The 23992-nt window shown below is 40.1% G+C and carries 11 protein-coding genes and 3 rRNA genes; 5 read left to right on the forward strand and 9 right to left on the reverse strand.

From position 1 onward, the window contains the following. Positions 1-1025: 1025 nt before the first annotated feature. Genes CYTFE_RS0111105 through CYTFE_RS0111120 form a run of 4 tightly spaced genes read right to left on the reverse strand, consistent with a single transcriptional unit; the run spans position 1026 to position 5161 of the window. Positions 1026-1886: a glycine betaine ABC transporter substrate-binding protein gene (locus CYTFE_RS0111105; RefSeq protein WP_027471846.1), complete on the reverse strand. Its 861-nt coding sequence runs from the start codon at positions 1884-1886 to the stop codon at positions 1026-1028. Between the two features lie 27 nt (positions 1887-1913). Continuing rightward, entirely contained in the window at positions 1914-2774 is an 861-nt protein-coding gene (locus CYTFE_RS0111110) for an ABC transporter permease (RefSeq protein ID WP_027471847.1), read from the reverse strand. A 1-nt stretch (position 2775) separates the two neighbouring features. Further along, positions 2776-4020, reverse strand: coding sequence for a quaternary amine ABC transporter ATP-binding protein (locus CYTFE_RS0111115; protein ID WP_027471848.1), 1245 nt, complete (start codon positions 4018-4020; stop codon positions 2776-2778). Positions 4021-4030: 10 nt separating this feature from the next. After that, the gene (locus CYTFE_RS0111120; RefSeq protein WP_027471849.1) at positions 4031-5161 is read right to left on the reverse strand and encodes a hypothetical protein; all 1131 of its coding nucleotides are present in this window, start codon (positions 5159-5161) and stop codon (positions 4031-4033) included. Positions 5162-5878: 717 nt separating this feature from the next. Here CYTFE_RS0111120 and katG point away from each other — a divergent pair. Beyond that, positions 5879-8092, forward strand: a complete 2214-nt coding sequence (gene katG, locus CYTFE_RS0111130; RefSeq protein WP_316929577.1) for a catalase/peroxidase HPI — start codon at positions 5879-5881, stop codon at positions 8090-8092. Between the two features lie 79 nt (positions 8093-8171). On the opposite strand, the gene CYTFE_RS0111135 is transcribed toward katG, so the two are convergent. Continuing rightward, positions 8172-9110, reverse strand: a complete 939-nt coding sequence (locus CYTFE_RS0111135; protein WP_027471852.1) for a radical SAM protein — start codon at positions 9108-9110, stop codon at positions 8172-8174. A 1213-nt stretch (positions 9111-10323) separates the two neighbouring features. Between CYTFE_RS0111135 and istA the strand changes: the two genes are divergently transcribed. Next, positions 10324-11880, forward strand: a complete 1557-nt coding sequence (istA, locus tag CYTFE_RS26170; RefSeq protein ID WP_052343151.1) for an IS21 family transposase — start codon at positions 10324-10326, stop codon at positions 11878-11880. 3 nt (positions 11881-11883) lie between these two features. After that, entirely contained in the window at positions 11884-12639 is a 756-nt protein-coding gene (gene istB / locus CYTFE_RS0111145) for an IS21-like element helper ATPase IstB (protein WP_027471853.1), read from the forward strand. Positions 12640-14786: 2147 nt separating this feature from the next. Here istB and rrf read toward each other — a convergent pair. From rrf to CYTFE_RS0111165, 3 genes are all read right to left on the reverse strand, one after another. After that, positions 14787-14896 (reverse strand): 5S ribosomal RNA (gene rrf / locus CYTFE_RS0111155). 77 nt (positions 14897-14973) lie between these two features. Next, positions 14974-17771 (reverse strand): 23S ribosomal RNA (locus tag CYTFE_RS0111160). A gap of 154 nt (positions 17772-17925) precedes the next feature. Continuing rightward, positions 17926-19447: ribosomal RNA gene (locus CYTFE_RS0111165) — 16S ribosomal RNA — on the reverse strand. Together the 16S, 23S and 5S rRNA genes form the textbook arrangement of a ribosomal RNA operon. Positions 19448-21550: 2103 nt before the next feature. Here CYTFE_RS0111165 and CYTFE_RS30750 point away from each other — a divergent pair. Both CYTFE_RS30750 and CYTFE_RS29975 read left to right on the forward strand, forming a co-directional pair. Beyond that, complete coding sequence (locus CYTFE_RS30750) at positions 21551-21853, forward strand: hypothetical protein (RefSeq protein WP_154665657.1); 303 nt, start codon at positions 21551-21553, stop codon at positions 21851-21853. Positions 21854-22143: 290 nt separating this feature from the next. Further along, positions 22144-22290, forward strand: coding sequence for a hypothetical protein (locus CYTFE_RS29975; RefSeq protein WP_154665658.1), 147 nt, complete (start codon positions 22144-22146; stop codon positions 22288-22290). Between the two features lie 391 nt (positions 22291-22681). On the opposite strand, the gene CYTFE_RS0111175 is transcribed toward CYTFE_RS29975, so the two are convergent. Further along, entirely contained in the window at positions 22682-23758 is a 1077-nt protein-coding gene (locus CYTFE_RS0111175) for an acyltransferase family protein (protein ID WP_027471854.1), read from the reverse strand. Positions 23759-23992 lie beyond the last annotated feature (234 nt).

Below are 23992 nucleotides of genomic sequence, written 5' to 3' on the forward strand. Positions count from 1 at the left end.
AATCTATTACGAAGTTCTAATACATCATTTGGGTTGGTCGATGCGGGCTGATAGTGATCTATTATTCTAGACCTTTTTGGTCCTTTTTATGGCAATGACAAAAAAATATCAAAAGAATAAAGTTATTTCCCTCTATACAGAAACAAGATTTCCAATTTATTAAATGCATTCAAGTAAAACACAGAAGTTTTCAATATTAAAAATCCAAATTCAAAAACTTTCATCTTACGGATATCTTCCATTTGTATAAGAAACTATCAGCTAATGAACCGCAGGGCAGGCCAGAACAATAGTCCCGGGGCCGGCGGTGGCGAGAGAGCTTCAAGGGCGCACTTGAGGTGGTTGTGCGCCGGACGGAATTGGAGCTCGATGTAGGGGAGGTAGTGATCTATTGTTCTAGACCTTTTTGGTCCTTTTTATGGCAATGATAAAAAGGACATATATGGAAATATTAAAAGCAAGCAATATACCAAGTACGAAGTAAAAAATAGTTCACTCTAAAGCGATTGTTGTTATTAAATTACAAGTATTGAGATATTTTCATCTTAGGCTCTGCTATGTCTCGTCTCAGAAAATCCTTCTTTTATTGCCATTTAGTTGGCGAGTTGTTGAAGTCGTGGAGTTGTTATAGTTGTGTTTCTCATCTAAAAGATATCTTCCATTTGTATATGGAACTATCAATAAAAGACCGCAGGGTAGGCCAGAACAATAGCTGTGGCCGGCGGTGGCGAGAGAGCTTCAAGGGCGCACTTGAGGTGGTAGTGCGCTGGACGGAAAGATAACCCAAAAGCTGCATTAGAAAATCTATTACGCCATGCAATGGCTACCAATTCAGTCAAAAGCCAATATACATTTATACCCAAAATTTTTACTCGTTCCAAATTTATCACAACAACATAAGCAAGACTCCTCTATAAAACAACAAAAGCCGCAATTATAAAAAATCACGACTCTTGTTATATCTACAATCGGTCGGAAGGCACAGAAAACCATACTACACCCATATCAGACCCATTATATTCAGTTTATTTCAGCCAGGCATCCACTGCAGCTTTGTTATTATTATACCAGTTTTTAGCACCTTCTTCCTCCCCCATCTTTTTAACATCACCCATCAGTTCATACAATTTGGCTTCTTCAAACGAAAAGTTCTCAAAAAAATGTGCAGCCACTGGCATATCCTCTTTAAAACCTTTACGTGCCACAATCTGACACTCATCTTTTGGATATACACCTTTGGGATCTTCCAGGTATTTCAGGTCATTTTCAGCCCATTTAAAATGAGGTTTCCAACCTGTAATAACGATCCACTCATTTTTTTTGATGGCTTTTTGCAAGCTGGCAACCATCGCCGGACCGCTAGAAGTGATTTGCTCAAAGTCTAACTTATATTCTTCAATGGCCTTCACTGTATTCGCATGAATACCAGCTCCACTTCCGATTCCAATAATCTTACCTTCAAATTGATCCACATGCTCGTTCAATTCCTCTATGGAATTGATAGTAACATACGAAGGAACCACAAGCCCCGTTGTACCATCCACAAACGAAACACCTAACTGATCAATTTTATCACCATATTTATTCCAATAATCTTTATGTGTATGAGGTAACCATGCATCCAAAAAAACATCGCCTTTGGAATTTTTTTTGGACAACTCACCATAAATAAGTCCTGGCTCCAGATTTGTCAATTCCACCTCATATCCATTGGCTTCCAGAGCAACCTTTGCCAAATGGGACATAGCAATTCCTTCGGCCCAGTTAGGATATAAAATACTTACTTTCTTTACATCCTTTTGGGTTGCGTTATTAGAGCAAGAAAAAGTAGCCACCATAATAACTACGGCAACCAATAGCATACTTAAATTTTTAATTTTATTCATTCTTTTATCATTTAATTAAGGTTATCATTATTTTTTTGCGATTGCTTGTGTAATTCGGTCTAATATAATAGCCAGTATTACAATACCCAGACCCGATTCAAAACCTTTGGCCACATCGTTTTGCTGTATTCCCTGATAAACGATACTTCCAAGTCCTTTAGCTCCCACCATAGAAGCGATGACCACCATTGACAAAGACAATAATATCACTTGGTTAATACCAGCTAAGATGGTTGGTTTTGCTAATGGAAGCTGAATTTTAAACAATATTTGCTTTTCTGTAGCGCCAAAAGCATGTCCAGCCTCAATCACATCTTCAGGCACACTGCGAATACCCAGGCTTGTCAAGCGTACAGCCGGAGGTAAAGAAAAGATAACAGTTGCAATCACTCCAGGCGTATTTCCTACACTAAAAAAGAAAATAGCTGGAATAAGATATACAAAGGCTGGCATGGTTTGCATGAAATCCAGAATAGGACGTATAATAGCATTGGCTATATTACTTCGCGCAGATAAAATGCCCAAAGGAATACCCAACAATAATGCAATAAAAGTAGCAACCAACACAAGCGTAGTTGTCTGTATGGCATGTTTCCAGTAGCCCATTGCCCATATGAGCAATAATCCACCTAACACAAAAAGCGCCATGCCAATTCCTTTTTTAAACCCCTCTTTTTTAAAGGCTTGTTTCCTTGCATTACAATAATAAGCCCCTATGGTAACCAGTACAATAATCATGAAAAAGGGAATGGCCAAGAAAAAGTCATTTAAGCTTTCCACCGTCCATGAAATGGAATCATCAATAGCGCCCCACAACGGAGAAAAGCCTTCTTCCAATGCATTAATTGCTTTTTCGATATACTGACCTACATTAATTAATTTTTCCATACTATATTTCGTTAGCTTTTTCTTTTAGTTCCACCACTTCTTTTTTTCCAAAGCGCGTTGCTTCAATAATGAGAGATGTTTGAGAAACCAAACCTAATAACCTACCTGTTTCCTCATCCACGACTGCCAACGGATATCTAATACCAGTAATTAAAGGAAGCATTTCTTCCACAGTATAGTTTTTATACACACTTGGAACATCAGTTCTGAGCGCTTTATGAACAGTGGTCTCCTTTTCCTTTTCCAGTTCCAGCAGATCACTCAGCCACACGTAGCCCAAAAACTTTTTATTTTCATCCTCCACAGGAAGTGTTATAGCAGTAGTGCTTCGCATCTTACGAATCGCTCCCTTAGGGCCATCTTTATGTATTTCAACGGTGGTATTCTTTTTAAACATCAGTGTTTCGGCAGTGATAATAGTCTTTCGATCTACCTTTTCTACAAAGGCTTCCACATATTCACTGGCCGGATGCGTAAGAATATCCTCTGCTGTCCCTATTTGTTCAATCACCCCATCTTTCATAATAGCGATACGCTCTCCAATCTTAATGGCCTCGTCCAGGTCGTGGGTAATAAATACAATGGTCTTTTTCAACTTACTTTGAATCTCCAATAACTCATCCTGCATATCAGATTTTATCAGTGGATCCAAAGCCGAAAAAGCTTCATCCATCAACAAAACAGCAGGATCATTCGCCAATGCTCGTGCCAATCCAACCCGCTGTTGCATCCCTCCAGAAAGTTCTGACGGAAATTGCGACTCATATCCTTTTAATCCGACCGTTTCCAAAGCCTGCATAGCCTTCTCGGTCCTAAGCCCCAGCTCTTCACCTCTCAATTCCAATCCAAAAGCCGCATTCTCCAGTATAGATCTATGAGGAAGTAGTCCGAACTTTTGAAAGACCATACTCATCTCATTACGACGCGTTTCTAACAGTTCTTTATTATTCTCTCTGGTTATATCATGATCTTCAAAGAACACATGACCCGAAGTAGGTTCATTCAAGCGATTTAAACAACGTATAAGTGTTGATTTTCCACTACCAGACAAGCCCATGATCACAAATATCTCTCCTTCCTTAATCTCAAAACTGGCACGGTTGACCCCCACTGTACATTTTGTCTTTTTCAGAATATCTTCCTTCGACATACCTTGGTCCAACATTTTAAGCGCCTCTTGTTTGCGCTTACCAAAAATTAAGGTTAAATCCTCAACCTTTATTTTAATTTTGTTTTTATTGGGCATATTCTCCTCTTTAAAAATAATAACCTATGTTAATATTGAAACGGTTCTCCCATTCGGCATCGGGTGTTCCAGAACCCAGGCCATTGGTCCAAGCCGCTCCTAACCATGGTTGATCTTTTCCTTGTGCAAAATCAATATAGGTATAGACATTACCTGCCGACACTAATACACCTGTAACATTCATAAATGAATCCTCAAAAGAATCCACGGTCTTGTCAAGCATTCCAAAATCATTATAGAACTGAAGACTAGAAACCGGTCCCCATTCAACAGGAATCGTATAAGCAGCTCCAAGAGTATAAGATAAGGCCTCTGAAGCTACCATATAAGGAGCTCCATAGGCAGTCATGGCAATCACCCTATTATCCTCCCCATCCGGATTTTCGGTATTATAACTATATTTGGATACTTGCGCTTTCAAATCAAACGAACCCACTTTCAATTCATAGTGAGCAGCCCAAGCATAGCGATCACCCACGTCCTTTGTATCTATGTTATATACTCCTCCATACTGGGCCGACACCCCTACCTTATGCTGGGCACTCCCATTGGAAAACTTCCGATCCACTTTTACATTAAACTGATTAATTTCTTTGTTTTTATGCGTTCCACTTCCACTAGATCCTACATCATATGCGTACCGACTGTTAGAAACATCTGAATTATTTCCAAAGCTAAGCTCCTCTGCATTCTTAAAAAAGGCAATAGCATACTCCCACTGATCATCTATATGTGTATACTTCAAACCCATATCATGATCATCTTCTAAACCCACATAATAATTCATGCTAAAAAACCAGCTATGAGAATTGTATTGTGTTATTCCAAAAGGAACCTGAGTCAGCCCTAGTTGTAAATTGTTCTCTGTGGAAAAATCATAACCAATCCACCCTTGTTTGAGCATGGCTCCACCAAATCCTTCTGAATAGAAACGATATTCTGCATTCAGTTTTAAACCTTTGTATTTTGCTTTGGCATTGATGCGAAATACATCAAAACCTAAATCACCTCCACGTTTTTGTTGCTCTGGTTTCCATGACGATACATTGTAATTATACCTCAATGCCCCCCCAATCTCTACTTCTGGTTTTTCTTGTGCTGATAAAAATGAAAAAGTCGTTAGCATTATAAATAATGCCATTTTTAATTTTAAATTCATAAAATATATTTAGTATATAAATTGATTAATTCTTTATCGGTATAATTTCAGTAAGAATATTTTTAGAACAAAAGAGCATTGGGATATTCGTAAATCTATTATATATCACACAAATACTAAACATTAGCTTACTACCAATTGAGATGTTTATTTCTATAGAAACTATTTCAGCACAAAAGTAATTTTTTTTATCAAAACTTAACAATTACAAATGTTAATTCATTTTAAAGTATACTTATCAACCGTCAAAGAACAGCTACAAATCTATTACGCACAGCCAACACATAATTCGTATAGAAACCATCTTCTTTCTTACAATCAGTGATTCCTATAAATATAGTGGGCGCAAAAAAACTACTATTATTCTGTCTTTGATAAGAAAGCTTCAAAGACAAGGCTTTCCATGTTTTTTGAAACCTAAAAGTTTAATGATTGTGAATGACTGTTTCAAAAATGAGAATAACGCAGTATTTGGAGTTTTCTTGCAAAGACTACATAAGAATCGATTTAGAGAGAGTGCACTATATGGTCAATGAAAATAAGCAAGTCTGCAAAACAGACATCAAAACATTCACGGTCCATCCCAGGCTGGGGGTTGAAACCTTCGCTTATTTCATCGAGCAGGAATTGTAACCATTTAATAATTTAGGTACTACGCGCATATATGATTAGCATCTTATGATGAAAAAATGTAACTTAATGTTTTTTACAGCTATGGAAAATCATTCAGAGAAAATCAGCAAATGTCCGGTAACTGGAGCTTCAGCAAAAGCCTTTGCCGGAGGAGGAACCAAGAATCGTGATTGGTGGCCACATCAGTTGAAATTGAACATTCTTCGTCAAAACTCATCCTTATCCAATCCCATGGATCCGGATTTTGACTATGCAAAAGAATTTGAAAGTATCGACTACAAACAGCTTAAAGAAGACCTTCATGCCTTGATGACCGATTCTCAGGATTGGTGGCCTGCTGATTTTGGTCATTATGGTCCTTTATTTATTCGTATGGCATGGCACAGTGCAGGAACTTACCGAACTGGTGACGGCAGAGGAGGTGGAGGAAAAGGCCAGCAACGCTTTGCACCCTTAAACAGCTGGCCAGACAATGTGAGTTTAGACAAAGCACGTCGACTACTATGGCCCATAAAACAGAAATACGGAAAAAAAATATCATGGGGCGACCTTATGATTTTAGCTGGTAATGTAGCATTGGAATCCATGGGATTTAAAACCCTGGGCTTTGCCGGTGGACGTGTCGATGTATGGGAACCTGAAGAAGATGTGAATTGGGGACAAGAAACCACATGGCTGGATGACGACCAACGTAATCTTCCCGAAAGCAAAGCAGACAACCCACTTGCAGCAGTTCAAATGGGACTCATCTATGTTAATCCGGAAGGACCGGGAGGAAAACCAGATCCTTTGGCTGCGGCAAAAGATATACGGGCTAGTTTTGAACGCATGGCCATGAACGACGAAGAAACAGTAGCGCTCATCGCAGGTGGTCACACCTTTGGAAAATGTCATGGCGCAGGCCCTGCCTCACATGTGGGCCCTGAACCAGAATCTGCTCCCCTCGAAGAACAAGGCCTGGGGTGGAAAAACTCCTTTGGTACAGGAAAAGGAGATGACACCATCACCAGTGGATTAGAAGTAACCTGGACACAAACGCCTACTAAATGGAGTTACTATTTCTTTAAAAACTTATTTGAATTCGAATGGGAATTAACCAAAAGTCCTGCCGGAGCATACCAATGGGTGGCCAAGGATGCTGATCCACAAATGCCATATGCACAAGATCCGCATAAAAAACATCTTCCTACCATGTTAACAACAGATTTGGCATTGATTCACGACCCCATCTATAAAAAAATATCCCATCGGTATTATGAGCATCCTTTGGAGTTTGCAGAAGCCTTTGCTAAGGCATGGTTCAAGCTTACGCACCGTGACATAGGACCACGATCTCGTTACCTGGGACCAGAAGTACCTACTGAAGAATTCATATGGCAAGATCCTATACCTGTGTGCAACCACCCATTAATCAATGACGATGATATAGAACTACTGAAACAAAATATATTGGATACCGAATTAAGTATTTCTCAACTGGTTTCCACAGCCTGGGCCTCCGCTTCTACTTTTAGAGGATCCGATATGCGAGGTGGTGCCAATGGTGCGAGAATACGACTTGCCCCACAAAAGGACTGGGCAGTTAACAAGCCAGGCCAGCTAAACAAAGTATTAAAAATGCTGGAAATAATACAAAAAAACTTCAATGAATCACAAACCCAAGGAAAAAAAGTATCCATGGCCGACTTGATTGTTCTAGCAGGATGTACAGCAATAGAAAAAGCTGCTAACAATGCAGGAATGCAGGTAAACATTCCTTTTATACCAGGCCGCATGGATGCTACACAGGAACAAACAGATATTGAATCATTTACTGTACTGGAGCCCATCGCTGATGGTTTTAGAAACTATAAAAATACACAATTTAAAATCTCGGCAACCGAAGCACTGATCGACAAAGCGCAACTGCTTACGCTAACTGCGCCTGAACTAACTGTCCTTATTGGTGGAATGCGTGCTTTAAATACAAATTATGACAATTCGAAGCATGGCATACTTACCAAACACCCGGAATCTTTAACCAATGATTTCTTTATAAATCTGCTAGATATGAATACAGCATGGACAAAGAATCAACATTCGTATTATGAAGGAAGAGACAGCAAAACAGGCACGCTCAAATGGACAGCCACAAGTGTTGACCTGATTTTTGGTTCTAATTCAGAACTAAGAGCTTTGGCAGAAGTATACGGTAGTTTCGATGCCAAAGAGAAATTTGTTCGCGACTTTATCGCTACCTGGAATAAGATAATGAACCTCGACCGATTTGACTTGCAGTAAAACACCCATCCAATCTTTAGGAATAAAACCATAAGATGGTTTCACCATATAAGAGCAATTGGACATTATACAATTGCTCTTATTTATCCTTTAATTCATAAAAAACACCCCGATCAAGCGCAACTGTTTTTAGTATATTGTTGGCCTCCAAAGCTCCCAGATATTTATTTATTTCATTCACATGCATACCCAAAAAGCAATGTAAATCATCGAGCGTACAAGGTCGACGAGCTATTGTTTCTATGATGGCTGCTTCAATATCACCACTGTAAGATTCAACAGAAGTACGTTCCTCCACTGTAGCAATAATTTCCACATTCGGTAAATCCCAATAATCTATTATTTCTTGTAATTCACTATTTGATAATGGCAACAAGCCATGAAGCGTCCCCGGACGGTCGAGAGTATTCAACTGAACACTATCAGGACAGATCGATTGTATTGCATTTTTAAGCAAATCCAATTCTTCTTTGGAATCATTATAACCTTTCAATAAAAATATTTCGAGATAAATTTTCCCTAGATATTCTTTCCTTAAGTCCACTAATCCATCTATATATGTATGGATATGCAGATCAGAATGCGGTCGATCAATTTTTTCAAAAACATTCTGGCTGGCGGCATCTAACGAAGGTAAAATCACATCGGCCTGCAACAACTCAGACCTCAATTTACGATCAAAAAACAAAGTCCCATTTGTTAAAACAGCCGTTTTGACGTTTGGATAATGCTGCCTAACAAAATGCAAAACCTCTCCTATTCTACTATAAAGTGTTGGTTCTCCTGAACCCGAAAATGTAATATAATCTATTTTTGGGCTAAGACTCATAAATTGCTCCAACTCAGCAATCACATGATCATATTTCACATACTCCATTCTATCTAGTGTCAATTTAGAAGTCTTTCCTACTTCACAATAAACACAGTTTAACGAACAAACTTTTTTAGGTATTAAATCAATACCCAATGACATACCTAACCTGCGAGAAGGTACAGGACCAAAAAGATGTTTATACATAATTACAAAATTTACTTGCATACTTTTACGTGAACCTAGAAGGTTTACCTCTGATGGCTTAACCTAAAAGGATGCATTTTATAGCGTTACCCTTAAATGCATTATTTTACAAAGATACGCATTAACAGACTCAATGTTGTTATTTGTATAAAAATAGATTATGATACTTAATTGTTTTGCGTGCTTATTGATCCTTTAGTGGTAATTTTAGCTCTCTCGCCAACGCTGGCCCCGGGGCTATTGTTCTGGCCTGCCCTGCGGTCTTTTCACTGATTGTTGGGTTTTTAAGTGAGAATAATCGTTTGTTGAGAAATGTTGAATCTGGTTAGGAATGAGTTGCAACTACTTTTGTTTTACTTGAAGTCTTTTCAATATTGAACTGTCTCCATATGTTCTTTTTACTCGGGGAGGTTTATTTTTAAAGGCCCTCATGATCAGGCTTCGCCGAATTATTCGGGAAGGCTTGTTTTAAAGGTCCTCATGATAACTGCGTTATTACTCGGGAAGGTATATTTTAAAAGGCCCTCATGATAACTGCGTCATTGTCATTGCCACAAAAAGAACCAAAAAGGTCTAGAATAATAGATCACTATCAGCCCTGCATCGACCAAACCAAATGATGTATTAGAACTTCGTTATGAGAATTAAAAGTGCAATCAATCAAGAACTTGTTGAGATGAGGCATAACGGGTCCTAAGATGAAATATCTCATCGCTTTAGAGTGATCTATATTTTACTACGTACATGGTACATTGCTTGCTTTTGAAACTTCCGTTAACGTCCTTTTTATCATTGCCATAAAAAGGACCAAAAAGGTCTAGAACAATAGATCACTACCTACCCTACAGCGAGCTCCAATTCCGTCCGGCGCACAACCACCTCAAGTGCGCCCTTGAAACTCTCTCGCCAGCGCCGGCCCCGGGGCTATTGTTCTGGCCAACCCTGCGGTCTTTATTTTGATAGTTGGGTATTTAAATGGGGATTACTTATTGATTGAGAATTACGAAATATGGTTAGGGATGAGTTGTAACTACTTTTGTTTTACTTGAATATGGTCTATAAATTGGAAATTATAGTTTACAAAGCGAGAGTACTACCTCTACTTGTAAATAGGAAATTAGTACCATCAAAATTTCGCAATAGAACATCACCAGTTGTAGAAATAAAAAATAGCCTCCATTTTTAGGTTGTGAAATCTAAAAAAACAAAGGCTATGAATAAAAACCAAAAAGTTTTTATGTGGTACAAAGTTAATGAATTATGGAAACAAGGACTCAATAAGAGTCAAATAAGTAGAGAGCTTGAGATAGATAGAGGCACTGTCCGTAAATATTTAGCAATGGATGAACAGACTTTTATGTTGTGGATAAATAAGCCGCATCGCCTGTCAAAAAAGCTCTCTGGTTATTATAAATATGTAAAAACACTTCTCGAAAGCACGCCTAACTTGTCAGCCGCCCAGGTAGAAGATCGTTTAAAAGAATCATTTGAAGATTTACCGAAAGTAGATAGCAAAACGGTCTATAACTTCGTAAAAACGATTCGGGAGAAGCATGCCATCAATAAGTACAAAGAAGTGGGTTCCCGTCAATATCAAAAGCTGCCTGAGGTAGCTTATGGTAGCGAGGCTCAGGTTGATTTTGGCGAGATTACTATGCAGAGTGGAGAAGGTCATCGTATCAAAGTGTATTTCTTCGCCATGGTACTTTCGCGTTCTCGCTACAAGTACGTTTATTGTCAACGCTGCCCTTTTACCACCCAAACTGCGGTATATGCTCACGAGTTAGCTTTTAATTACTTTAACGGTATACCAAGTAAGATCATTTACGATCAGGATAAAGTATTTATAAAGGGGGAAAATCTTGGTGATGTTTTATTAACAGAAGGATTTCGAAGTTTTTGCCAGCAATACTCTTTTGAAACTATTTTTTGCAGGAAAGCAGATCCTGAATCCAAGGGAAAGGTTGAGAATGTGGTGAAATATGTCAAATATAACTTCCTGAAAGGTCGTACATTTCAGGATCAAAACACCCTTCAGGAAGATTGCCTGGCATGGCTTAAACGTACAGCAAATGCCAAGCTTCACGGAACCATCAGGAAAGTCCCTTATGAACAATGGTTGATTGAACAATCACATCTGGAACCTTACCGCGACACCCCTGAAAAACCATTAATATTACTGCCTGGTTACAAGGTTCGAAAAGACAACACCGTTGCCTACAAGGGAAATTTTTACAGTTTACCAATAGGGACTTACAAAGATGCCGATACAACCGTGCTTCTTGATGACAAAGGGAATACCCTGGACTTGTTATCTGATGTAAATACGCTTGTTGCGTCTCATAAGATTCCGCTGGGAAAGGGTGTTTTGGTGCGCAACACGGATCACTGCCGCGAAAAATCAAAGACACTACAACAGAGATATGAACTTTTATTAAACGCTTTTGGCAATACACCAGAATCACAAAGCTATTTGGCTGACCTGGAAAATGACAAACCGCGTTATTTTCATGATAATATAAGGGAAATTTTAAAAGCTATAAACAATGCGAACGATCGGGTAAAAACAGAAACTTTAAACTTCTGCATCGAAAACAAAGTGTTTAATGGGTATCGATTTGCGGAGGTACTTGCCCATCTTCAAAACGAAGAAAAACAAATATCGGAGGCGAGTAAAATAAACATCAGTAAAGTGAATGTGGAACCCCCTAAGGAGTCGATTGCTCCTGCCCAAAGTAGTATCGAAATTTATGAAACATTATTGAGATAGATCATGAAGCAAATAGAACAAATCAAGCAGTATGCCGAATTGTTGCGGCTTACCCAGACAAAGAAGTTCCCAGAAGAAACCTTGCATCAGGCGCAAATAGATAAGCTTTCATATACGGAATTCACCCTGGAGTTATTGAAAAAAGAAGTCCTTCACAGGCAAAATACCGATCTGGAGCGAAGACTCAAACTAGCCAGATTACCGAAGAAACATCAGCTGGATAACTACGATTTTAATGTTGCCAACGGTATTACAAAACCCCAACTAAAACAACTGCGTGAGTTGATGTGGCTGGAACAAAACTACAATCTGGTTTTAATGGGACCATCCGGAACCGGTAAAACCTATATTGCGGCGGGCCTTGTGCATGATGCTGTAGTTGCCGGGTACAAATCTTATTTCATCACAATGGAAGAACTTGTTACCATATTAAAAATGAAAGAAATGACATCTTCTGCTTTAAATGCTTACAACCGACTGACAAAAGCTCATTTAATTGCGATTGATGATATAATGCTTTTTCCTATTAAGAAACATGAAGCTGTGGCATTTTTCAACCTTGTAAATCACCTACATGAACAGACCTCTGTGATTATTACAACAAATAAATCGCCTAAACAATGGGCTGAAACCCTCGAGGATGAAGTCCTGGCCACGGCACTGTTAGATCGCTTGCTTTATCGATGTGAAGTCTTGAAATTGGAAGGGAAAAGCTATCGGATGGAAAACAGAAAAACAATCTTTTCTCATGAACACTAATCCCTTGCATGCTTCGTTCGCTACGCTCTCTTTGCATGCAAGGGATTAGCAATATATTTTTTAATCATAAGTGATGGAATACTATTGCGAAAAATTGCTGATGTATAATTTGCTATTCTCACCGTAAGATGAAAGTTTTTGAATTTGGATTTTTAATATTGAAAACTTCTGTGTTTTACTTGAATGCATTTAATAAATTGGAAATCTTGTTTCTGTATAGAGGGAAATAACTTTATTCTTTTGATATTTTTGTTGCTTATGCAAGAACACATATGTTCTTTTTATCATTGCCACAAAAAGAACCAAAAAGGTCTAGAATAATAGATCACTACCTCCTCTGCATCAGCGAACCCAAATGATGTATTAGAACTTCGTCATGAGCATTGAAATGGCAATAAAAGAAGGATTTTCTGAGACGAGACATAGCAGAGCCTAAGATGAAAATATCTCAATACTTGTAATTTAATAACAACAATCGCTTTAGAGAGAACTATTTTTTTACTTCGTACTTGGTATATTGCTTGCTTTTAATATTTCCATATACGTCCTTTTTATCATTGCCATAAAAAGGACCAAAAAGGTCTAGAACAATAGATCACTACCTCTCCTGCATCAGCTTCCCTTTCCGTCCGGCACACACTTCTTTCGCGCTAGGCCAACCGCACTACCACCTCAAGTGCGCCCAGGGAAGCCTCTCGCCAGCGCCGGCCCCGGGGCTATTGTTCTGGCCAACCCTGCGGTCTTTATTTTGATAGTTGGGTATTTAAATGGGGATTACTTATTGATTGAGAATTACGAAATATGGTTAGGGATGAGTTGTAACTACTTTTGTTTTACTTGAATATGGTCTATAAATTGGAAATTATAGTTTACAAAGCGAGAGTACTACCTCTACTTATATGACATATATCTTGCTCCTTAAATTTCTATATATGTTCTTTTTACTCGGGAAGGTATATTTTAAAAGACCCTCATGATCAGGCTTCGCCGAATTATTCGGGAAGGCTTGTTTTAAAGGTCCTCATGATAACTGCGTTATTACTCGGGGAGGTATATTTTTCAAAGGTCCTCATGATAACTTCGTCATTGTCATTGCCATAAAAAGGACCAAAAAGGTCTAGAACAATAGATCACAACTCCCCGGCATCGAGCTCCAGCGCCGGCCCCGGGGCTATTGTTCTGGCCTGCCCTGCGGTCTTTTACTGATAATTCCATATACGAATGGAAGATATCTATTAAATGAGAAATACAACTCAGCCACTCCACGACTTTACCGGCTCGCCAACCTAACAAGCTAACAACCTAACAAGCTAAAAACTTTACCAACTTCAACAACTCGCCAACTTCAAGCCTCTCGCCAGCGCCGGCCCCGCGGCTATTGTTCTGGCCAACCCTGCGGTCGTTATTTTGATAGTTGGGTATTTAAATGGGGATTACTTATTGATTAAGAATTACTAAATATGGTTAGGGATGAGTTGTAACTACTTTTGTTTTACTTGAATATGGTCTATAAATTGGAAATTATAGTTTACAAAGCGAGAGTAATACCTCTACTTATATGACATATATCTTGCTCCTTAAATTTCTATATTTGTTCTTTTTATCATTGCCATAAAAAGAACCAAAAAGGTCTAGAACAATAGATCACTATCAGCCCTACATCAGCTTCCCTTTCCGTCCGGCGCACTACCACCTCAAGTGCGCCCTTAAACCCGGATGATGTATTAGAACTTCGTCATGAGCATTAAAATGGCAATAAAAGAAGGCTTTTCTGAGACGAGGCATAGTAACTACTATGGTGAGTCGAAGAAAAGTAACGAAGTGACTTCTTTTGAAGTCATTTTAAGGCGTAATAGATTTTCTAATGCATTTTCCGGGTTACATCTCGCCAACGCCGGCCACGGCTATTGTTCTGGCCAACCCTGCGGTCTTTTACTGATAGTTTCATATACGAATGGAAGATATCTATTAAATGAGAAATACAACTCAGCCACTCCACGACTTTACCGGCTCGCCAACCTAACAAGCTAACATCTTTTCCAGCTCGCCAATTCCATCAACTCGCCACGTCTTGCGTCTTGCGTCTTGCAACACTTATAAAGCAAAAAGAAAGAGCAACTGGATAAAATCCAATTGCTCTCTTTTAAGATGGGCGGCGACCTACTCTCCCACTGTACGCAGTACCATCGGCGCTAACGGGCTTAACTTCTCTGTTCGGAATGGGAAGAGGTGGAGCCCCGTCGCTATAACCACCTGAATATTGTTATATTCCTTTATATTTTTTTATTGTCACATCGGCTACAATCAAAATCACATTTCGGCGCTTAATGCTCCAACTAAAAGTTTCGGGCAATTAGTACCGCTCGGCTTTGGTGTTACCACCTTTACACCTACAGCCTATCAACGTCGTAGTCTACAACGTCCCTAATAAGGATATCTCATCTTGAAGCAGGCTTCGTGCTTAGATGCTTTCAGCACTTATCCCTTCCACACATAGCTACCCAGCGATGCTCCTGGCGGAACAACTGGTGCACCAGAGGTATGTCCAACGCGGTCCTCTCGTACTAACGTCAGGTCTTCTCAAATATCCTACGCCCACAACAGATAGGGACCGAACTGTCTCACGACGTTCTGAACCCAGCTCGCGTGCCACTTTAATGGGCGAACAGCCCAACCCTTGGGACCTTCTCCAGCCCCAGGATGTGACGAGCCGACATCGAGGTGCCAAACCGCTCCGTCGATATGAGCTCTTGGGAGCGATCAGCCTGTTATCCCCGGAGTACCTTTTATCCTTTGAGCGATGGCCCTTCCATGCGGAACCACCGGATCACTATGTCCTACTTTCGTACCTGGTCGGCTTGTCGGCCTCACAGTCAAGCTTCCTTGTGCCATTACACTCCACGGACGGTTACCAATCGTCCTGAGGAAACCTTTGAAAGCCTCCGTTACTCTTTTGGAGGCGACCACCCCAGTCAAACTACCCACCAAACAATGTCCGGATTAATCCGTTAGGCCACAGATAAGCAAAGGGACGTATTTCAAGGGCGACTAAACTACACCTGGCGATGCAGCATCAAAGCCTCCGTCCTATCCTACACATTACTTACCCACAACCAATGTTAAGTTGCAGTAAAGGTTCACGGGGTCTTTCCGTCCCGTTGCGGGTAATCGGCATCTTCACCGATACTACAATTTCACCGAGCTCATGGCCGAGACAGTGCGCACATCGTTACACCATTCGTGCAGGTCGGAACTTACCCGACAAGGAATTTCGCTACCTTAGGACCGTTATAGTTACGGCCGCCGTTTACTGGGGCTTCAATTCAATGCTTCGTCGAAACTAACATCTCCTCTTAACCTTCCAGCACCGGGCAGGTGTCAGGCCTTATACCTCTTCTTTCGAATTTGCAAAGCCATGTGTTTTTGATAAACAGTCGCATGCGCCATTTCTCTGCGGCCAGCCTAAACTGGCGCCCCTTTTCCCGAAGTTACGGGGCTAATTTGCCGAGTTCCTTAGCCATGAATCACTCGAGCGCCTCAGTATACTCAACCCAACTACGTGTGTCCGTTTACGGTACGGGTCCCTGTACTCGCTTTTCTCGGTACCGTTTGCTCTGCTTCGCTTCGGCCGAAGCCTAGGCTCTACGTACTATTCCGTCAGTACCTAGCAGTCTCAACAATACGTCACTTTTATTGTACAGGAAGTGCAGGAATATTAACCTGCTATCCATCCACTACCCCTTTCGGGTTCGCGTTAGGTCCCGACTAACCCTGATCCGATTAGCGTTGATCAGGAAACCTGAGTCTTTCGGCGTGCGGGTTTCTCGCCCGCATTATCGTTACTTATGCCTACATTTGCTTTTCCAATTACTCCACCGGACATCGCCATCCGGCTTCTGCGTCATTGGAATGCTCCCCTACCACTGTTAATAAATTAACAATCCATAGCTTCGGTAATATGCTTATGCCCGATTATTATCCATGCTCGATCGCTCGACTAGTGAGCTGTTACGCACTCTTTAAATGAATGGCTGCTTCCAAGCCAACATCCTAGCTGTCTCTGCAATCAAACCGCGTTTGTTCAACTTAGCATATATTTGGGGACCTTAGCTGATGGTCTGGGTTCTTTCCCTTTCGGACACGGACCTTAGCACCCATGCCCTCACTCCTGTTCATCATTATACAGCATTCGGAGTTTATCAGGAGTTGATAGGCGGTGAAGCCCTCTCGTCCAATCAGTAGCTCTACCTCTGTATAACTAAAACAAGGCTGCACCTAAATGCATTTCGGGGAGTACGAGCTATTTCCAGGTTTGATTGGCCTTTCACCCCTACCCACAGTTCATCCGAAGACTTTTCAACGTCTGGCGGTTCGGTCCTCCATTCCGTGTTACCGGAACTTCAACCTGACCATGGGTAGATCACCTGGTTTCGCGTCTAGCGCAGCTGACTTATTCGCCCTATTAAGACTCGCTTTCGCTTCGGCTCCGGGACTGAGGCCCTTAACCTTGCCAACTACGACTAACTCGTAGGCTCATTATGCAAAAGGCACGCCGTCACTGATTAATCAGCTCCGACCGCTTGTAAGCGCACGGTTTCAGGTACTATTTCACTCCCCTGTTAGGGGTACTTTTCACCTTTCCCTCACGGTACTGGTTCACTATCGGTCTTTCAGGAGTATTTAGCCTTACCGGATGGGCCCGGCAAATTCAGACAGGATTTCACGTGTCCCGCCCTACTCAGGATACCACTATCCTATAAAATATTACGTGTACTGGACTATCACCTTCTTTGGTCGTTCTTTCCAAAACGTTCTACTTCTATTTTATATTCATGTTGTGGTCCTATAACCCCTACAATGCCTAAACATTGTAGGTTTGGGCTAATCCCCGTTCGCTCGCCGCTACTAGGGGAATCATTATTATTTTCTTCTCCTCCAGGTACTTAGATGTTTCAGTTCCCTGGGTTTGCCCTCCTTGCGGAGTGACCGGTCATCAACCGGACGGGTTGCCCCATTCAGAAATCCACGGATCAACAAATATTTGCTTCTCCCCGTGGCTTATCGCAGCTTATCACGTCTTTCGTCGCCTCTGAAAGCCTAGGCATCCACCGTGCGCCCTTGCTTACTTTCTTGTTGGTTGATCCTTAACGATCTGCGTTAAGGCCAACTTATGATTTTGATTGTTTTGCCAATATGTCAATGTACGTTTTGTCCCGTTTTGGACAACGTGGAATACACAAAATTTGAGTAACTGTTCATCTTTAATAATTGTAAGTCTCTCTCCAGAAAGGAGGTGTTCCAGCCACACCTTCCGGTACGGCTACCTTGTTACGACTTAACCCTAGTTACCAGTTTTACCCTAGGCCGCTCCTTGCGGTAACGGACTTCAGGTACCCTCGGCTTCCATGGTTTGACGGGCGGTGTGTACAAGGCCCGGGAACGTATTCACCGCATCATGGCTGATATGCGATTACTAGCGAATCCAGCTTCACGGAGTCGAGTTGCAGACTCCGATCCGAACTGAGACCGGGTTTAGGGATTAGCATCATGTCGCCATGTAGCTGCCCTTTGTACCGGCCATTGTAACACGTGTGTAGCCCTGGACGTAAGGGCCGTGCTGATTTGACGTCATCCCCACCTTCCTCGCGGTTTACACCGGCAGTCTTGTTAGAGTCCCCACCTTTACGTGCTGGTAACTAACAATAGGGGTTGCGCTCGTTATGGGACTTAACCCGACACCTCACGGCACGAGCTGACGACAACCATGCAGCACCTTGTAAGCAGTCCGAAGAAAAGAATATCTCTACTCTATGCAGCCTACATTTAAGTCCAGGTAAGGTTCCTCGCGTATCATCGAATTAAACCACATGTTCCTCCGCTTGTGCGGGCCCCCGTCAATTCCTTTGAGTTTCATTGTTGCCAACGTACTCCCCAGGTGGATTACTTAATGCTTTCGCTCAGTCGCTGACCATGTATTGCCAACAACGAGTAATCATCGTTTACGGCGTGGACTACCAGGGTATCTAATCCTGTTCGCTACCCACGCTTTCGTGCATCAGCGTCAATTATAGCTTAGTAAGCTGCCTTCGCAATCGGTGTTCTGTGTTATATCTATGCATTTCACCGCTACACAACACATTCCGCCTACCTCAACTAAATTCAAGACTAACAGTATCAATGGCAGTTTTACGGTTGAGCCGCAAGATTTCACCACTGACTTATTAGTCCGCCTACGCACCCTTTAAACCCAATAAATCCGGATAACGCTCGCATCCTCCGTATTACCGCGGCTGCTGGCACGGAGTTAGCCGATGCTTATTCGTACGGTACCGGCAAATATCTACTCGTAGATACGTTTCTTCCCGTACAAAAGCAGTTTACAACCCATAGGGCCGTCTTCCTGCACGCGACATGGCTGGTTCAGCCTTGCGGCCATTGACCAATATTCCTCACTGCTGCCTCCCGTAGGAGTCTGGTCCGTGTCTCAGTACCAGTGTGGGGGACCTTCCTCTCAGAACCCCTAGACATCGTCGCCTTGGTAAGCCGTTACCTTACCAACTAGCTAATGTCACGCATGACCATCTTTTACCGCCGAAGCTTTATATAATTTACCATGCGGTAAAGTATAACCATGGGGCATTAATCCAAATTTCTCCGGGCTATTCCCCTGTAAAAGGTAGGTTTCATACGCGTTACGCACCCGTGCGCCGGTCGTCATCTGTAGCAAGCTACAATGTTACCCCTCGACTTGCATGTGTTAGGCCTGTCGCTAGCGTTCATCCTGAGCCAGGATCAAACTCTTCGTTGTATAAAAATTATCTGTATAGATCTAGTAAACTATTTCTATAACTATTATTCTTTACAAGAGCCTTACTCAAAGAATCACTCTGTTATTTTTCCTTTTGTGCATTCCAATATTTTCAAAGAACGTCGATAAGTCTCCTTATCGTCTTTATATCTTTTAGGTCTAAAACCTAAGTTCAATCTGTTTGTTAAAACTAACCGATGTTAGTTTATCGCTGTAAAAGCGGATGCAAAGATAACAACTTTATTCCCTTAATTCCAAATGTTTTTTGAGAAAAATTGAAAATTAATTTTTTCGCTTTATTCCTTTCCAAACCCCTGTATTTAAACAGTTTTAAAGACTTCATTCTTATCAGTTTTTTATCCTTTTTTGCTACCGTTTTAGCGGCTGCAAAGATAAAGGTTTTTATTGAATCTACAAAATAAAATTTAAAAATATTTTTCAGACTCTTTTTTAACTCCTCATCCGTCCTTAAAACACCTTATTATCAATGTTTTTTAATCCCTTCTTTTACCTCAATATCTCAGTTATTTCTCTCGCCTTTCGTTCAAAGCGGGTGCAAAGAAAGAGACTTTATTTCGTAATTCCTAACCTTTCCCTTCTCTTTTTTTTAATCGAACTTGAAAGATAATACCTAAGCAATATATTGTCAAGTATTTACAGCTAAATGTTTTTTTATTCTTTTTTTATGTCGTACTGAATATGGTTTCTTCAAATCAGTCAAACAACCAGTACACAAAGGCGTAATAGATTTTATATTGCAGCTTTTGGGTTATCTTTCCGTCCAGCGCACAACCACCTCGAGTGCGCCCATGAAGGTTTCTCGCCGACGCCGGCCACGGCTATTGTTCTGGCCAACCCTGCGATCTTTTACTGATTGTTGGGTGTTTAAATGGGGATTATTCATTTATTGAGAGTTATTGAATATGGTTATGGATAAACTGTAACTTCTTGTTTTTTAATCGAATAATATCTATAAATGGGAAGTTATAGTTTACAAAGCAAGAGTACTACCTCTACTTATATGACATATATCTTGCTCCTTAAATTTCTATATATGTCCTTTTTGTCATTGCCACAAAAAGAACCAAAAAGGTCTAGAACAATAGATCACTACCTCCCCTACATCGAGCTCCAATTCCGTCCGGCGCACAACCACCTCAAGTGCGCCCTTGAAGCTCTCTCGCCACCGCCGGCCCCGGCTATTGTTCTGGCCAACGCTACGGTTCATTAACTGATAGTTGAGTATTAAAATGGAAAATATTCTTTAGGTGAGAGATCTTGAATATGGATTTTTATAATTGAGAACTTCTATGTTTTACTTGAAATTGTTCATAAAATGAAAAATATTGTTTTTGTATGAAAGAGGATAACTTGATTCTTTTGATACATACCTTGCTCTTGCTGCTTATTGATATGTCCTTTTTATTCGGGGAGGTTTATTTTAAAAGGTCCTCATGATAACTGCGTCATTACTCGGGAAGGTATATTTTAAAAGGTCCTCATGATCAGGCTTCGCCGAATTATTCGGGAAGGCTTGTTTTAAAGGTCCTCATGATAACTGCGTCATTGTCATTACCATAAAAGGAACCAAAAAAGTCTAGAACAATAGATCACTACCTCCCCTGCAGCGACCAACTCAAATGATGTATTAGAACTTCGTTATGAGAATTAAAAGTGCAATCAATCAAGAACTTGTTGAGATGAGGCATAACGGGTTCTAAGATGAAATATCTCATCGCTTTAGAGTGATCTATATTTTACTACGTACATGGTACATTGCTTGCTTTTGAAACTTCCGTTAACGTCCTTTTTATCATTGCCATAAAAAGGACCAAAAAGGTCTAGAACAATAGATCACTACCTCCCCTACATCAAGCTCCAATTCCGTCCGGCGCACAACCACCTCAAGTGCGCCCTTGAAGCTCTCTCGCCACCGCCGGCCCCGGCTATTGTTCTGGCCAACGCTACGGTTCATTAACTGATAGTTGAGTATTAAAATGGAAAATATTCTTTAGGTGAGAGATCTTGAATATGGATTTTTATAATTGAGAACTTCTATGTTTTACTTGAAATTGTTCATAAAATGAAAAATATTGTTTTTGTATGAAAGAGGATAACTTGATTCTTTTGATACATACCTTGCTCTTGCTGCTTATTGATATGTTCTTTTTGTCATTGCCACAAAAAGAACCAAAAAAGTCTAGAACAATAGATCGCTACCTCCCCGGCATCAGCTTCCCTTTCCGTCCGGCACACACTTCTTTCGCGCTAGGCCAACCGCACTACCACCTCAAGTGCGCCCAGGAAAACTTCTCTCCAACGCCGGCCCCGGGGCTATTGTTCTGGCCAACCCTGCGGTCTTTTACTGATTGTTGGGTTTTTAAATGGGGATTATTCATGCATTGAGAGTTATTGAATATGGTTATGGATAAATTGTAACTTATTGTTTTTTTAATCGAATAATGTCTATAAATGGGAAGTTATAGTTTACAAAACGAGAGTAATACCTCTACTTATATGACATATATCTTGCTCCTTAAATTTCTATATATATTCTTTTTATTCGGAGAGGTTTATTTTTAAAGGCCCTTATGATAACTACGTCATTGCCACAAAAAGAAGCCCAAAGGTCTAGAACAATAGATCCACTACCTACCCTGCAGCGACGAACCCAAATGATGTATTAGAACTTCGTTATGAGCGTTGAAATGGCAATAAAAGAAGGCTTTTCTGAGATGAGGCATAGCACCAGCTATGGTGAGTTGAAGAAAAGTAACGAAGTGACTTCTTTTGAAGCCATTTTAAGGCGTAATAGATTTTCTAATGCATTTTCCGGGTTATAGCCTCTCGCCAGCGCCGGCCCCGGGGCTATTGTTCTGGCCAACCCTGCGGTCTTTTACCGATAGTTTCATATACGAATGGAAGATATCTATTAAATGAGAAATACAACTCAGCCACTCCACGACTTTACCGGCTCGCCAATCTAACAAGCTAAAAACTTTACCAACTTCAACAACTCGCCAACTTCAACAACTTAACAACTCGCCAACTTCAAGCTTCTCGCCAACGCCGGCCACGACTATTGTTATTGCCTTCCCTGCGGTTCATTTAATAAGACTTCTGTATTTTAATGCGAATTATTAATTATAAGTGCTTTTGCTTTACTTGAAGTCATTCCAAGATTGAAAAACAATTCCCTAAACATTTCAACTCGCCAACTATAATCCATACAAATTATGGTGTATTAGCTTTTGATTCCTTCAACGCTTTAATATAACCATTCATTGGTCTTTCAAACAAAACAAAGCTATAATGACTAATAACCAACGAAATAGCAAAAACAACCATGGCTATTACAAAGTCACTAGCGATACCCAAAAACTTAGTATTAATCACCAAAAAATATCTTAAAACAAGTTGATGAAACAAATAAAATCCAAAACTTATCTCTCCTAAGTAAAAACACATCTTATTGGATAATAAAACAGAAACCTTACCTCTCTGGAAGGAAAATGAAAATATCAAATAGCACATGGGTATCCAATAGTAAAAAGAAAATCGCGCAACCGTTGGTATCAATCGATGAAACACAAAAAACACCACTAATAATAAAACTGAAGAAACCTCTAAATAAGTATAGTTGATACTTCGCTCTTTCTTAGAAAAGGACAGATAAATATTAAAGATAAATATACCAATCATAAAATCAACAACTCTCAAAAAAGGATTTATATAGAAGATTTGATGATAATATGCCTCTGGGACTACAAATGTTAATAATGGAACTATGCCAATAATAGATAATACAAAAAAGCTTTTGAACACTCTAACCTTTGTGATCAACAAAATTAAGAAAGGAAAGACAAGATAAAAAAACATCTCATCAGATATACTCCAGGAAGGCGCATTGAAAGAAAAATAAATACTTTTTACTGGAATATAACTTTGCATCAAAGGCAAATTTGTCACCAACTGACTCAGCCAAATACTCCTATCTTCCATAAATATACCATAACTTAAAGGTATAGATATAATCAGTGTCAAAATATGCAACGGAAAAATTCTTGCAAAGCGTGCTAAGTAAAACTTTTTGATTGATTCTCTATTTTTCAAAATTCCATCTTGATAATTATAAGCCAGTATAAAACCACTTAAAATAAAAAAGAAACTTACACCTATGTAACCTTCATGTAATACAGAATTATAAATCCGAGTCAAAATACCAGACCTACTCTCTTCAAAAAAACTCAGATGAGATGTAAATACCATAAAAGCAAAAATGAATCTCAATGATGTTAAAGGCTTAATCATATATAATCGTTTACTAATAATAAACTGTATACTCAAAAATAGAATTTGTTTTAATAATGCATTAGAACTTCGTCATGATAATTAAAAGTACAATATAAATTCGTAATATATTTTCTAATACATTTTTCTGGTTTTATCTAGCTTTCCCAATTAACAAAACTACGTTAACTCAATTAATTTCGCAGATAAAATAAACCTATTGGTATAGTAAATCATTCGCTATCCGTAGAAAAA

This window comes from Saccharicrinis fermentans DSM 9555 = JCM 21142 (assembly GCF_000517085.1).
Classification (GTDB): Bacteria; Bacteroidota; Bacteroidia; order Bacteroidales; family Marinilabiliaceae; genus Saccharicrinis; species Saccharicrinis fermentans.